Origin of the sequence: Hydrogenophaga sp. 2FB (assembly GCF_005503365.1) — a bacterium.
Lineage (GTDB): Bacteria > Pseudomonadota > Gammaproteobacteria > Burkholderiales > Burkholderiaceae_C > Hydrogenophaga.
In genome coordinates this window covers 1-14,481 of the sequence record NZ_SCML01000090.1, presented here as the reverse complement: position 1 = coordinate 14,481, position 14,481 = coordinate 1, and the positions used below count along the sequence as shown (strand labels likewise).

At 63.0% G+C, this 14,481-nt stretch carries 11 protein-coding genes and 1 tRNA gene; all 12 read left to right on the top strand.

What is annotated here, in order from left to right:
* Positions 1 to 113: EF-Tu C-terminal domain-related protein (locus tag FFS09_RS29435; RefSeq protein ID WP_446175709.1), on the top strand; the 113-nt coding region annotated here is incomplete at its 5' end.
* An 83-nt stretch (positions 114 to 196) separates the two neighbouring features.
* Positions 197 to 272, top strand: a tRNA-Trp gene (locus FFS09_RS29430).
* 158 nt (positions 273 to 430) lie between these two features.
* Positions 431 to 814 (top strand): preprotein translocase subunit SecE, encoded by a 384-nt coding sequence (gene secE / locus FFS09_RS29425; protein WP_137922453.1) that lies wholly within the window; start codon positions 431 to 433, stop codon positions 812 to 814.
* Entirely contained in the window at positions 814 to 1,377 is a 564-nt protein-coding gene (nusG, locus tag FFS09_RS29420; protein WP_502703770.1) for a transcription termination/antitermination protein NusG, read from the top strand. The genes secE and nusG overlap by 1 nt, the downstream gene beginning before the upstream one ends.
* A 117-nt stretch (positions 1,378 to 1,494) precedes the next feature.
* A complete protein-coding gene (gene rplK / locus FFS09_RS29415; protein WP_137922451.1) occupies positions 1,495 to 1,926 on the top strand; it encodes a 50S ribosomal protein L11 in 432 nt (143 codons plus the stop codon).
* Positions 1,927 to 2,622: a 50S ribosomal protein L1 gene (gene rplA / locus FFS09_RS29410; protein ID WP_137922450.1), complete on the top strand. Its 696-nt coding sequence runs from the start codon at positions 1,927 to 1,929 to the stop codon at positions 2,620 to 2,622.
* Between the two features lie 266 nt (positions 2,623 to 2,888).
* Positions 2,889 to 3,416, top strand: a complete 528-nt coding sequence (gene rplJ, locus FFS09_RS29405; protein ID WP_137922449.1) for a 50S ribosomal protein L10 — start codon at positions 2,889 to 2,891, stop codon at positions 3,414 to 3,416.
* Between the two features lie 43 nt (positions 3,417 to 3,459).
* Positions 3,460 to 3,837 (top strand): 50S ribosomal protein L7/L12, encoded by a 378-nt coding sequence (rplL, locus tag FFS09_RS29400; protein ID WP_137922448.1) that lies wholly within the window; start codon positions 3,460 to 3,462, stop codon positions 3,835 to 3,837.
* A 300-nt stretch (positions 3,838 to 4,137) separates the two neighbouring features.
* Positions 4,138 to 8,262 (top strand): DNA-directed RNA polymerase subunit beta, encoded by a 4,125-nt coding sequence (gene rpoB / locus FFS09_RS29395; protein ID WP_137922447.1) that lies wholly within the window; start codon positions 4,138 to 4,140, stop codon positions 8,260 to 8,262.
* A gap of 26 nt (positions 8,263 to 8,288) precedes the next feature.
* Complete coding sequence (gene rpoC / locus FFS09_RS29390; protein ID WP_137922446.1) at positions 8,289 to 12,506, top strand: DNA-directed RNA polymerase subunit beta'; 4,218 nt, start codon at positions 8,289 to 8,291, stop codon at positions 12,504 to 12,506.
* A gap of 165 nt (positions 12,507 to 12,671) precedes the next feature.
* On the top strand, positions 12,672 to 13,265 hold the full coding sequence (locus FFS09_RS29385; RefSeq protein ID WP_137922445.1) for a LemA family protein: 594 nt from the start codon (positions 12,672 to 12,674) through the stop codon (positions 13,263 to 13,265).
* Positions 13,266 to 13,295: 30 nt separating this feature from the next.
* The gene (locus tag FFS09_RS29380; protein ID WP_137922444.1) at positions 13,296 to 14,378 is read left to right on the top strand and encodes a M48 family metalloprotease; all 1,083 of its coding nucleotides are present in this window, start codon (positions 13,296 to 13,298) and stop codon (positions 14,376 to 14,378) included.
* Positions 14,379 to 14,481: the final 103 nt, after the last annotated feature.

Below are 14,481 nucleotides of genomic sequence, written 5' to 3'. Positions count from 1 at the left end.
CGATCACGGTCAAGCTGATCGCCCCGATCGCCATGGAAGAAGGCCTGCGCTTTGCCATCCGCGAAGGCGGTCGCACCGTCGGCGCCGGCGTCGTTGCAAAAATCATCGCGTAAAGGGGTTCGTGGGTCGGGCCACTCGCGAAGCGAGGTGTTCTGACCCTAGCTGATGAAGAGCCCTTTGTGGGGCACAAGCCAGTAGGGGTATAGCTCAATTGGCAGAGCGTCGGTCTCCAAAACCGAAGGTTGTAGGTTCGATTCCTACTGCCCCTGCCACCCGACAGAACGTTGTTGGAACCTGGACCCAGGAACCTGAATCCACCCTGTTGCGTGGTTGACAAGCCCACCGAAGTCGTGAAGACCTCTGGTGGGCTTGCGTGTCTCAAGCTTTCGGGTTTTGGGCGCGCCTTTTGATACGAATTGTCTGGATCCTCATGGCCACTTCCGAAGTTCAAACCGTCCACACCGGCGCCGACAAGGCCAAGCTGGCGGCAGCGATCGCGCTGTTGCTGGGCTCGTTCGTGGCGTTCTATCTGCTGTCGTCGCGCGGTGCGCTGGCGCAGTGGGGCGCCCTGATCGTGCTGCTCGGGGCGGCGGTGGTGGTGTTCGCCGTGTCCGAGTCGGGCAAGCAGCTGATCGCCTTCGGCCGCGATGCCTGGCGTGAAGTCAAGAAGGTGGTCTGGCCTGCCCGCAAGGAGGCGATTCAGATGACAGCCTATGTGTTCGCTTTCGTGTTCGTGATGGCCCTGTTCCTGTGGCTGACCGACAAGACGGTCGAATGGGTGTTTTACGACCTGATTCTGGGCTGGAGAAAATGATGAGCGAGCAACACAGTCTCACGGCCGCTGAAGGCATGCGCTGGTACGTGGTCCATGCCTATTCCGGTATGGAAAAGGCGGCCGAGCGCAACATCGTCGAACGCATCAACCGCGCCGGCATGCAAGACAAGTTCGGCCGCATCCTCGTCCCCACCGAAGAAGTGGTGGAGATGAAGAACGGTCAGAAGCGCACCACCGAGCGCAAGTTCTTCCCCGGCTATGTGCTGGTGGAAATGGTGATGGACGATGACACCTGGCACTTGGTCAAGCACACCAACAAGGTGACGGGCTTTGTGGGTGGGGCGAAGAACCGCCCGGCGCCGATTTCCGAGGAAGACGTTCAGAAGATCGTCAACCAGATGCAGGAAGGCACCGACAAGCCGCGCCACAAGGTCGAGTTTGTGGTGGGCGAGTACGTGCGGGTCAAGGAAGGTCCGTTCACCGACTTCAATGGCACCGTCGAAGAAGTCAACTACGAGAAGAACAAGATGCGCGTGTCGGTGACCATCTTCGGTCGCGCCACGCCTGTCGAGCTCGAATTCAGCCAGGTCGAGAAGACCTGAGGTTTTTCGTGGCACAGGCGGGTCGGCCCGACGCCTGTGCCATTGGTTCTTTCCCGGGTCCCCAACCGCGAGGAGGTTGTCTTGATGGCAGCCGTCTGCACTCGCAGGAGCTAAAAAATGGCGAAAAAAATCGTCGGCTTCATCAAGCTGCAAGTGCCAGCTGGTAAGGCCAACCCCTCTCCCCCGATCGGTCCGGCGCTGGGTCAGCGCGGCCTGAACATCATGGAGTTCTGCAAGGCGTTCAACGCCCAGACCCAGGGCGTCGAGCCCGGTCTGCCGCTGCCCGTGGTGATCACGGCCTTTGCGGACAAGAGCTTCACCTTCATCATCAAGACGCCGCCCGCGACGACCCTGATCAAGAAGGCCATCAAGCTGGACAAGGGCTCTTCGGTGCCCAACAAGAACAAGGTCGGCAAGATCACCCGAGCCCAGCTCGAAGAGATCGCCAAGACCAAGATGAAGGACATGACCGCTGCCGATGTGGACGCCGCTGTGCGCACCATCGCCGGTTCGGCCCGTTCGATGGGCGTGATTGTGGAGGGCGTGTAAATGGCCAAGCTGACCAAAAAACAGAAAGCCTTCGAAGGCAAGGTCGACAGCAACAAGCTGTACAGCCTGACCGACGCTCTGGCGATCATCAAGGAATGCGCGAACGCCAAGTTCGATGAGTCCATCGACGTGGCGGTTCAGCTCGGCGTGGATGCCAAGAAGTCGGACCAGGTGGTGCGTGGCGCCGTCGTGATGCCCAACGGCACCGGCAAGACCAAGCGCGTTGCCGTGTTCGCCCAAGGCGCCAAGGCTGAAGAAGCCAAAGCCGCCGGCGCCGACATCGTCGGCATGGACGACCTCGCAGCCGACATCAAGGCCGGCAACATGAACTTCGACGTGGTCATTGCCTCGCCGGACGCCATGCGCATCGTCGGTACCCTGGGTCAGGTGCTGGGCCCGCGGGGCCTGATGCCCAACCCGAAGGTCGGCACCGTGACGCCCGATGTGGCCCAAGCCGTGCGCAACGCCAAGGCGGGTCAGGTGCAGTTCCGCGTCGACAAGGCCGGCATCGTGCACGGCACGATCGGCCGTCGCTCGTTCGATACCGACAAGCTCCAGGGCAACTTGGTGGCGCTGCTCGACGCACTGACCAAGGCCAAGCCTGCCACCAGCAAGGGTGTGTACCTGCGCAAGGTGGCGGTGTCGTCGACCATGGGTGTTGGCGTGCGCGTGGACACGCAATCCATCTCGGCGTGATCGCCGGATAGGGCGAAGAAGAATTCGGGTGGCAATGGCCGCCCGGGTGTGGTGGGTCCGCAGAGCGGTTGAGAAACCGGGCCGCGGAGTCATCCAAGACCGTTGGTGTCGGGTGAAGTCCTTCGGGACATTGCCGGACTTAATAGTGACAAGCCAACGCAGATGGCGATCCCGCTGCAGATGGAATACGTTCCAAAACAGTTGATCGCTGCAATGAGGCGTGTCCCAGGTCCCATCGGGCCGAGGGCACATTTAAGGAGTAGACCTTGAGTCTGAATCGCAGTGAGAAAGAAGCGGTCATTTCCGAAGTGACCAGCCTCGCCGCAAAAGCTCAAACGCTCGTGATGGCGGAATACCGTGGCATCACGGTCGCGAACATGGACAAACTGCGCGTGACAGCCCGCAGCAACGGTGTGACCCTGAGCGTGTTGAAAAACACCCTGGCCCGCCGTGCTGTGGCTGGCAGCCCGTTTGAAGTGGCCGCTGACCAGATGACCGGCCCGCTGATCTATGGCTTCTCTGAAGACGCAGTGGCCGCCGCGAAAGTGGTGGCCGAGTTCGCGAAAACCAACGACAAGCTGGTGATCCGCGGCGGCGTGTACGGAGGCAAGGCCCTGGATGTCAACGGCGTGAAGACGCTTGCCAGCATTCCTTCGAAGGAAGTGTTGTTGGCGCAGCTGTGTGGCTTGCTGATGTCGCCCATTTCGCGTACGGCCGTTGTGCTGGGCGCGCTGGCGGCCAAAAAAGGCGAAGGCGCTGCCGCACCGGCAGCTGAAGAAGCGGCTGCTGCCTGATTGGCGCGGCACTTTCATTCAAATCAATTGTTAGGAAATCAAAATGGCATTCGATAAAGACGCATTTTTGACCGCGCTGGACAGCATGACGGTCATGGAACTCAACGAGCTGGTGAAAGCCATCGAAGAGAAGTTTGGTGTGAGCGCTGCTGCCATGGCAGCACCCGCAGCCGCTGGTGGTGGCGGTGCTGCTGCAGCCGCTGAAGAGAAGACCGAATTCAACGTCGTGCTGCTCGAAGCCGGCGCGAACAAGGTTTCCGTCATCAAAGCTGTGCGCGAAATCACCGGCCTGGGCCTCAAGGAAGCCAAGGACCTGGTCGACGGCGCACCGAAGAACGTCAAGGAAGCGATCGCCAAGGCCGACGCCGAAGCCGCTGTCAAGAAGCTGGTGGAAGCCGGCGCCAAGGCCGAGCTGAAGTAATTCGCCCGGTTTCAGGGGCTGGAGCGCTCGATAAGGGCCTCCAGCCTTTGGTGCTTTCAGAGCACACCCAAAAGCCGGCTTGGCGCCGGCTTTCCCGGAGACCTTCAGGTCGACGGAAAAGTAGAAGCCAAGACGATTTTTGAGTGTTTTCTGACCCCGACTGCAGAAAACGACTTGGTTCGGGCCTGTGTGCAATGCACAGGCCGTCCGCCAATGGTTGGTAGAGGCCAGCCACCAAGAAAGCCACCAGGAGAGCCCACCCCTGGTAGGCAGACAGTCGCCGTAGAGCTCGGAGATCTCATGGCCTCAGCATCGAATTACTCATACACCGAACGCAAGCGCATCCGCAAGAGTTTTGGTACTCGCGAAAATGTGCTCGCGATTCCTTACCTCCTGCAAATGCAGAAGGACGCGTACACCGCGTTCCTGCAAGCCGACAGCGCCCCCAAGAAACGCACCAACGAAGGCCTGCAGGCGGCTTTCGAAGCGGCTTTCCCGATCGTCTCCCACAACGGTTTTGTGGAGATGAAGTTCGTCGAGTACAACCTGGCCAAACCCGCTTTCGACGTGCGCGAGTGCCAGACCCGTGGCTTGACGTTCGCCTCCGCCGTGCGTGCGCGCGTGCAGCTCATCATCTATGACCGCGAGTCTTCGACCGCGCAATCCAAGGTGATCAAGGAAGTGAAGGAACAAGAGGTCTACATGGGCGAAGTGCCCCTGATGACCGAGAAGGGCTCCTTCATCATCAACGGCACCGAGCGCGTGATCGTGTCTCAGTTGCACCGTTCGCCGGGCGTGTTCTTCGAACACGACAAGGGCAAGACACACAGCTCGGGCAAGCTGCTGTTCTCCGCTCGCATCATTCCCTACCGCGGTTCCTGGCTGGACTTCGAATTCGACCCGAAGGACGTGCTGTTCTTCCGCGTCGACCGCCGCCGCAAGATGCCGGTCACGATTCTGCTCAAGGCCATTGGCCTGACGCCGGAAACCATCCTGGCCAACTTCTTCGTCAACGACCACTTCCGCGTGATGGACAGCGGCGCGCAAATGGCCTTCGTGCCCGAGCGTCTGCGTGGTGAAGTGGCCCGCTTCGACATCACCGACAAGAGCGGCAAGGTCGTCGTGGCCAAGGACAAGCGCATCACCGTGCGCCACACCCGTGAGCTGGAGCAGTCGGGTACCACGCACATCAGCGTGCCGGAAGATTTCATGATCGGCCGCGTTGTGGCGCGCAACATCGTGGACGCCGACACCGGCGAAATCATCGCCAAGGCCAACGAAGAGTTGACCGAAGCGCTGCTGAAGAAGCTGCGCACCGCTGGCGTGCAGGACCTGCAGTGCCTGTACACCAACGAACTCGACCAGGGCGCGTACATCTCGCAGACCCTGCGCATCGACGAAACCGCCGACGAGTTCGCCGCGCGCGTGGCCATCTACCGCATGATGCGCCCTGGCGAGCCGCCGACCGAAGACGCGGTGCAGGCCCTGTTCCACCGCCTGTTCTACAACCCGGACACGTACGACCTGTCGCGCGTGGGCCGCATGAAGTTCAACGCCCGCGTGGGCCGCGACGAATCCACCGGCCCGATGGTGCTGTCCAACGAAGACATCCTGGCCGTGGTCAAGATCCTGGTGGACCTGCGCAACGGCCGTGGCGAAGTCGATGACATCGACCACTTGGGCAACCGCCGCGTGCGTTGCGTCGGCGAACTCGCCGAGAACCAGTACCGCACGGGTCTGGCGCGTATCGAGAAGGCTGTGAAGGAACGTCTCGGCCAGGCCGAACAAGAGCCTCTGATGCCGCACGACCTGATCAACTCCAAGCCGATTTCCGCGGCGCTCAAGGAGTTCTTCGGTGCGTCGCAGCTGTCGCAGTTCATGGACCAGACCAACCCCCTCGCCGAGATCACGCACAAGCGCCGCGTCTCGGCCCTGGGCCCGGGCGGTCTGACCCGCGAACGCGCCGGCTTCGAAGTGCGTGACGTGCACGTGACTCACTACGGCCGCGTCTGCCCGATCGAAACGCCGGAAGGCCCGAACATCGGCCTGATCAACTCGCTGGCGCTGTACGCACGCCTGAACGAATACGGCTTCATTGAAACGCCGTACCGTCGCGTGATCGATGGCAAGGTGACGAACCAGATCGACTACCTGTCGGCCATTGAAGAAGGCAAGTACGTCATCGCGCAGGCCAACGCCGCGCTCGACGCCGAAGGCCGCCTGACCGGCGACCTGATCTCCGCGCGTGAGAAGGGCGAATCGATCCTGACGCCGGCCGACACCATCCAGTACATGGACGTGTCGCCCGCACAGATCGTCTCCGTGGCCGCCTCGCTGGTGCCGTTCCTTGAGCACGATGATGCGAACCGCGCGCTGATGGGCGCCAACATGTCGCGCCAGGCCGTGCCCGTTCTGCGCCCCGAGAAGCCGCTGGTGGGCACCGGTATCGAACGCGTTGCCGCGATCGACTCCGGCACCGTGGTGACCTCCAAGCGCGGTGGCGTGGTCGACTACGTGGACGCGACCCGCATCGTGATCCGCGTGAACGACGCCGAGGCCGTGGCCGGTGAGGTGGGTGTGGACATCTACAACCTCATCAAGTACCAGCGTTCCAACCAGAACACCAACATCCACCAGCGTCCCATCGTCAAGAAGGGCGACAAGCTGGCCAAGGGTGACGTGATCGCCGACGGCGCTTCCACCGATCTGGGTGAAATCTCGATCGGCCAGAACATGCTGATCGCCTTCATGCCCTGGAACGGCTACAACTTCGAAGATTCGATCCTGATCTCCGAACGCGTGGTGGCCGACGACCGCTACACCTCGATCCACATCGAGGAACTGGTGGTGATGGCACGCGATACCAAGCTGGGCGCGGAAGAAATCACCCGCGACATCCCCAACCTGGCCGAGCAACAGCTCAACCGCCTGGACGACTCCGGCATCATCTACGTGGGCGCCGAAGTGCTGCCCGGTGACGTGCTGGTGGGCAAGGTCACGCCCAAGGGCGAGACCACGCTGACGCCTGAAGAGAAGCTGCTGCGCGCCATCTTCGGCGAGAAGGCTTCCGACGTGAAGGACACCTCGCTGCGCGTGGACCAGGGCTCGCAAGGCACCGTGATCGACGTGCAGGTGTTCACCCGCGAAGGCATCACGCGCGACAAGCGCGCTCAGCAGATCATCGACGACGAGCTGAAGCGTTTCCGCCTGGATCTGAACGACCAGCTGCGCATCGTGGAAGCCGACGCCTTCGACCGTATCGAAAAGCTGCTGATCGGCAAGATCGCCAACGGCGGCCCGAAGAAGCTGTCCAAGGGCACGACCATCGACAAGGCCTACCTGGACGACGTCGAGAAGTACCACTGGTTCGACATCCGCCCGGCCGACGAGACCGTGGCTGCCCAGCTCGAGTCCATCAAGAACTCGATGGAGCAGACGCGCCACAGCTTCGACCTCGCGTTCGAAGAAAAGCGCAAGAAGCTCACGCAGGGCGACGAGCTGCCCGCTGGCGTGCTGAAGATGGTCAAGGTGTACCTGGCCGTCAAGCGCCGCCTGCAGCCGGGTGACAAGATGGCCGGCCGCCACGGCAACAAGGGTGTGGTCTCCAAGATCGTGCCCGTGGAAGACATGCCGCACATGGCCGACGGCACCCCTGCCGACATCGTGCTCAACCCGCTGGGCGTGCCTTCGCGCATGAACGTGGGTCAGGTGCTCGAGGTCCACCTGGGCTGGGCCGCCAAGGGCCTGGGCCAGCGCATCGGCGACATGCTGCAGGCCGAGGCCAAGGTGGCTGAGCTGCGCAAGTTCCTCGAAACGGTCTACAACCAGGCCGGCAAGAAGGAGACCCTGGCCGAGCTGAGCGACGCCGAGGTGCTGGAAATGGCCGAGAACCTGCAGACCGGCGTGCCGTTCGCCACCCCGGTGTTCGACGGTGCCTCGGAAGACGAGATCCGCGCCATGCTGAAGCTGGCCTACCCGGACGACATCGCACAACTCAAGGGCCTCACAGAGACCCGCACCCAGGCGCAGCTGTACGACGGCCGCACGGGTGACGCTTTCGAGCGCAAGACCACCGTGGGCTACATGCACTTCCTGAAGCTGCACCACTTGGTCGACGACAAGATGCACGCCCGTTCCACCGGCCCGTACTCGCTCGTTACCCAGCAGCCGCTGGGCGGCAAGGCGCAATTCGGTGGCCAGCGTTTCGGGGAAATGGAAGTGTGGGCGCTGGAAGCCTACGGCGCCTCGTACATCCTGCAGGAAATGCTCACCGTCAAGTCCGACGACGTGCAAGGCCGCACCAAGGTGTACGAGTCCATCGTCAAGGGCGAGCACACGATCGATGCGGGCATGCCCGAGTCGTTCAACGTGCTGGTCAAGGAAATCCGCTCGCTCGGTATCGACATCGAGCTGGAACGTTCCTGATTCACCGAACCTAAGGAAAGCAACCCATGAAATCTTTGCTCGACCTGTTCAAGCAGTTCACACCCGACGAGCACTTCGATGCGATCCGCATCGGCCTGGCCTCGCCGGAAAAAATCCGCTCGTGGTCCTTCGGTGAAGTCAAGAAGCCCGAGACCATCAACTACCGCACGTTCAAGCCTGAGCGCGACGGTCTGTTCTGCGCCAAGATTTTTGGTCCCATCAAGGACTACGAATGCCTGTGCGGCAAGTACAAGCGCCTCAAGCACCGCGGTGTCATCTGCGAGAAGTGCGGCGTTGAAGTCACGCAGACCAAGGTGCGTCGCGAGCGCATGGGTCACATCGACCTGGCCGCGCCTTGCGCCCACATCTGGTTCCTGAAGTCGCTGCCATCGCGTCTGGGCCTGATCCTGGACATGACGCTGCGCGACATCGAACGCGTGCTGTACTTCGAGGCGTACGTCATCGTCGACCCCGGCATGACGCCGCTGAAGAAGTTCGCGATCATGAGCGAGGACGACTTTGACGCCAAGCGCAAGGAATTCGGCGACGAGTTCATTGCCAAGATGGGCGCCGAAGGCATCAAGGAACTGCTGCAAGCCATCGACCTCGACATCGAGATCGAGAAGCTGCGCAACGATCTGACCGGCTCGGAACTCAAGATCAAGAAGAACGCCAAGCGCCTCAAGGTGCTGGAAGCCTTCAAGAAGTCCGGCATCAAGCCCGAGTGGATGGTGCTCGACGTGCTGCCCGTGCTGCCGCCGGACCTGCGTCCGCTGGTGCCGCTGGACGGTGGCCGCTTCGCGACCTCCGACCTGAACGACCTGTACCGCCGCGTCATCAACCGCAACAGCCGCCTGCGTCGCCTGCTCGAACTCAAAGCGCCCGAAATCATCGCGCGCAACGAGAAGCGCATGCTGCAGGAAGCCGTGGACTCGCTGCTGGACAACGGCCGCCGTGGCAAGGCCATGACGGGCGCCAACAAGCGCGCACTCAAGTCGCTGGCCGACATGATCAAGGGCAAGAGCGGCCGCTTCCGCCAGAACTTGCTGGGCAAGCGCGTCGACTACTCGGGCCGTTCGGTCATCGTGGTTGGCCCAACGCTCAAGCTGCACCAGTGCGGCCTGCCCAAGCTGATGGCGCTCGAGCTGTTCAAGCCTTTCATCTTCTCGCGCCTGGAAGCCATGGGCATCGCGACCACCATCAAGGCCGCGAAGAAGGAAGTGGAAGCCGGTACGCCGGTGGTGTGGGACATCCTGGAAGAGGTGATCAAGGAACACCCGGTGATGCTCAACCGCGCACCGACGCTGCACCGCCTGGGCATCCAGGCCTTCGAGCCGATCCTGATCGAAGGCAAGGCGATCCAGCTGCACCCGCTGGTCTGCGCGGCCTTCAACGCCGACTTCGACGGTGACCAGATGGCCGTTCACGTGCCGCTGTCCGTGGAAGCGCAGCTCGAAGCCCGCACGCTGATGCTGGCCTCGAACAACATCCTGTTCCCGGCCAACGGCGAACCCTCCATCGTGCCGTCGCAAGACGTGGTGCTGGGTCTTTACTACGCGACCCGCGAAAAAATCAATGCCCAGGGCGAAGGCATGATCTTTGCCGACCTGACCGAGCTGCAGCGCGCGCTGGACAACAGCGCGGTCGACATCACGGCCAAGATCAGCGTGCGCCTGACCCAGCACACGCTGGACAAGGCCACCGGTGAATACGTGGCATCCACCTCGCTGGTGGACACCACGGTCGGCCGTGCGCTGCTTTCCGAAATCCTGCCCAAGGGCCTGCCGTTCGACGTGCTGAACAAGGCGCTGAAGAAGAAGGAAATCTCGCGCCTGATCAACACCTCGTTCCGCAAGTGCGGTCTGAAGGAAACCGTGGTCTTCGCCGACAAGCTGCTGCAAAACGGCTTCCGTCTGGCCACGCGCGCCGGTATCTCGATCGCCGTGGACGACATGTTGGTGCCCAAGGAAAAGCCGGCCATCATCGACCGCGCCGAAAACGAGGTGAAGGAAATCGCCCAGCAGTACGCTTCCGGTCTGGTGACCGCGGGCGAGCGCTACAACAAGGTGGTGGACATCTGGGGCAAGGCCGGTGACGAGATCTCCAAGGTCATGATGGCCCAGCTGGCCAAGCAAAAGACCACCGACCGCCACGGCAAGGAAGTGGACCAGGAGTCGTTCAACTCCATCTACATGATGGCCGACTCCGGCGCGCGCGGTTCCGCGGCGCAGATCCGCCAGCTGGCCGGCATGCGTGGCCTGATGGCCAAGCCCGACGGCTCGATCATCGAGACCCCTATCACGGCGAACTTCCGTGAAGGCCTCAACGTGTTGCAGTACTTCATTTCCACGCACGGTGCCCGTAAGGGTCTGGCCGACACGGCGCTGAAGACGGCCAACTCCGGCTACCTCACCCGCCGCCTGGTGGATGTGACGCAGGATCTGGTGGTCAACACGCAGGATTGCGGCACCTCGAACGGCACGCTGATGCGCGCCATCGTCGAGGGCGGTGAAGTGATCGAATCGTTGCGCGATCGCGTCCTGGGCCGCACGACGGCCGAGGAAGTGAACCACCCCGAAACCCGCGAAATGCTGGTTCCGGCGGGCCAGCTGCTCGACGAAGACCTGCTCGACATGCTCGAAGCCGCGGCGGTGGACGAAGTGAAAGTGCGCACCGCACTGACCTGCGAAACCCGCTTCGGCATCTGCGCCAAGTGCTACGGCCGCGATCTGGGCCGCGGCGGCCTGGTCAACATCGGCGAAGCGGTTGGCGTGATTGCCGCGCAGTCGATCGGCGAACCCGGCACGCAGCTGACCATGCGCACCTTCCACATCGGTGGTGCGGCGTCGCGCGCGGCGGTCGCTTCCAGCGTGGAAGCGAAGTCCAGCGGTGTGATCGGCTTCAACGCCACCATGCGCTACGTGACCAACACCAAGGGTGAGCTGGTCGTGATCGCGCGCTCGGGCGAGATCGTCATCCACGACGAACACGGCCGTGAGCGCGAGCGCCACAAGGTGCCGTACGGCGCGATCCTGTCGGTCAAGGCCGACCAGACCATCAAGGCTGGTGCGATCCTGGCCAACTGGGACCCGCTGACGCGCCCGATCATCACGGAGTTTGCCGGTCAGGTGCGCTTCGAGAACGTCGAGGAAGGCCTCACCGTGGCGAAGCAGGTGGACGATGTCACTGGCTTGTCGACCCTGGTGGTGATCGATCCGAAACGCCGTGGCGTGGCCAAGGTGGTCCGTCCGCAGGTCAAGCTGATCGACGGCTCGGGCAACGAAGTGAAGATCCCTGGCACCGACCACTCGGTGACGATCGGTTTCCAGATCGGCTCGCTGATCCAGGTGCGCGACGGCATGGACGTGGGCCCTGGCGAAGTGCTGGCCCGCATCCCGGTCGAAGGCCAGAAGACGCGAGACATCACCGGCGGTCTGCCGCGTGTGGCCGAGCTGTTCGAAGCCCGCAGCCCGAAGGACAAGGGCATGCTGGCCGAGATGACCGGTACCGTGTCGTTCGGCAAGGAGACCAAGGGCAAGGTTCGCCTGCAGATCACCGACCCCGAAGGCAAGGTGTGGGACGACCTCATTCCCAAGGAAAAGAACATCCTGGTGCACGAAGGCCAGGTGGTCAACAAGGGTGAGAGCGTGGTGGACGGCCCGGCCGATCCGCAAGACATCCTGCGCCTCCTGGGTATCGAGGAACTCTCGCGCTACATCGTCGACGAAGTGCAGGACGTGTACCGCTTGCAGGGCGTGAAGATCAACGACAAGCACATCGAGGTGATCGTTCGCCAGATGCTGCGCCGCGTGGTCGTCGACAGCGTGGGCGATTCGAGCTACATCGCTGGCGAACAGGTCGAGCGTTCGGAGATTCTCAACACCAACGATGCGCTGCGCGCCGACGGCAAGCTGCCAGCGGTGTACAGCAACATCCTGCTGGGTATCACCAAGGCCTCGCTGTCCACCGACTCGTTCATCTCGGCGGCTTCCTTCCAGGAAACCACCCGCGTGCTGACCGAAGCGGCCATCATGGGCAAGCGCGACGAGCTGCGTGGTCTGAAGGAAAACGTGATCGTGGGTCGTCTGATCCCGGCCGGTACCGGCATGGCCTACCACGAGGCGCGCAAGGTCAAGGAGAAGATGGACGACGAAGAACGCCGTGCCATCGCCGAGGCCGACGCGCTCTCGCTGGCGGCCGACCAGGCTGATGCATCCAGCAACGCCAACGAATCGGCGGAGTAAGAGTCCGCCCTGCGGCGCTGCGCGCCACTGACGCTTTGAAAGCCCCCGGTCATCCGACCGGGGGCTTTTTTCGTTGGGCTTAGCGCCGAGAGGGGGACATGGCACGGGGTATATTGGCCGCGCCTGCCGGGAGGCGGGCCCTGCATTCAACAAGGAGTTCCGAACATGTCCGTCTCGCTGTGGGTCTTCCTGGCCGTGGGTCTCGTGGTGTTCTTCTGGGCCGTGGGCGCCTACAACCGCCTGGTGCGCCTGAAAAACACGATCGCCAACGCCTTTGGTCAGATCGATGTGCAACTCAAGCGCCGCTACGACCTGATCCCCAACCTGGTGGAGGTGGCGCGCCGCTACCTTGCGCACGAAGCGCAGACACTGGAAGCGGTGATCGCGGCGCGCAACCAGGCGCGCACGGCCGAACAGACCGCCGCGGGCAACCCGCTCAATGCCGCGGCACTGAGCGCGCTCACCGGTGCCGAGCAGCTGTTGGGTGGTGCCATGGGCAAGCTGTTTGCAGTGGTCGAGGACTACCCCGAACTCAAGGCCGACCAGAACATGCGCGAGCTCAGTGAAGAACTCACCAGCACCGAGAACCGCGTCGGTTTTGCGCGCCAGGCCTACAACGACCACGTGCTCGAGTTCAACGACGCGGCGGCCCAGTTCCCCGCGTTGATCATTGCGCGCTTGTTTGGCTTTCAACCGCTGGCCATGCTGGCGTCCACCACCAACGAAGCAGAACGCGAGAGCTTGCGCATCAAGATGTGATGCATCCCCCGCGTCGGTGGTATTTCTGACATGCGCTTCTTCGAATTCCAACGCGACGCGCGAGGCGCGACCCGGCGTCTGTTGTTCGCCTTTGGCTTGACCTTGGTGCTGTTGCTGGTCGCCGTCAACGCGGCGCTGGCACTGGCCTGGGGCTTGACCTGGGGGTTCTGGATGCCCGGCGCGTTCACCTATCCGAAGCATTTTTTTGCGGTCAACACCAGCGTGACGCTGCTGTTCGTGCTGGGCGGCTGGTGGGTCGAGACCTCGCGTCTGGCCCATGGCGGTGGCCAGCGACTGGCCGAGCAGATGGGCGCACGCCTGGCCCGGCCGTCGGGGGATTTCGACGAACAGCGCTTCTGCAACATCGTCGACGAGATGGCCATCTCCTCCGGTATGAAGTGCCCACAGGCCATGGTGGTCGCGCGCGATCAAGGCATCAATGCCTTTGCCGCCGGTTGGGACGAAGACGACGCGGTGGTGGCGGTGACGCAGGGTGCGCTGGAACTCCTCACGCGCGACGAACTGCAGGGACTCGTGGCGCACGAGTTCAGCCACATCGGTGAAGGCGACACGCGCTTGAACATGCGCCTGGTCGGCATGGTCTTCGGGCTGGAGATGCTCTACCGGATGGGTCAGACGCTGTTCGAGCCCGACTCCCGCGACCGCCGCATGGCCGCGGCCTTGATCGGCCTGGCCATCATGGCCGCCGGCTGGCTGGGTTGGCTCGCCGGCCACGCCTTGCAGGCCGCGGTGTCGCGCCAGCGCGAGTACCTGGCCGACGCGCGCGCCGTGCAATGGACGCGCAGCCGCGATGGATTGGGCGGCGTGCTGCGCAAGGTGCTCACCCAGCGGCGCGGCGGTGTGGTGTCGCAGCGGGCCGGGTCGGCCGTGCAGCACATGCTGCTGGTGGCCAACGAAGGGAAGGGCGGCAAGGCCGAGCACTGGCTCGACTCGCACCCACCCCTGGCCGCGCGCATCCGCCGCATCTACGGCCGCGACATGGGGCCGCTGCCCTTGCGTCGAGAAGACGACGCGCCCGTCGCCACCGGCACGGCGACACCCCCTGCCGCCGCCGCGGCGGCCGACCCCGAGACGGGCTGGACCCTGAGCTGAAGGCGCGGGGCGGCGGTGTGTGACACTCGCGGTCTCGTTTCTCGATTGACCGCTGCCACGGCCCCTCGCTTTGACCGTCTCAACCCCCCCCGTGCCCAAGGGC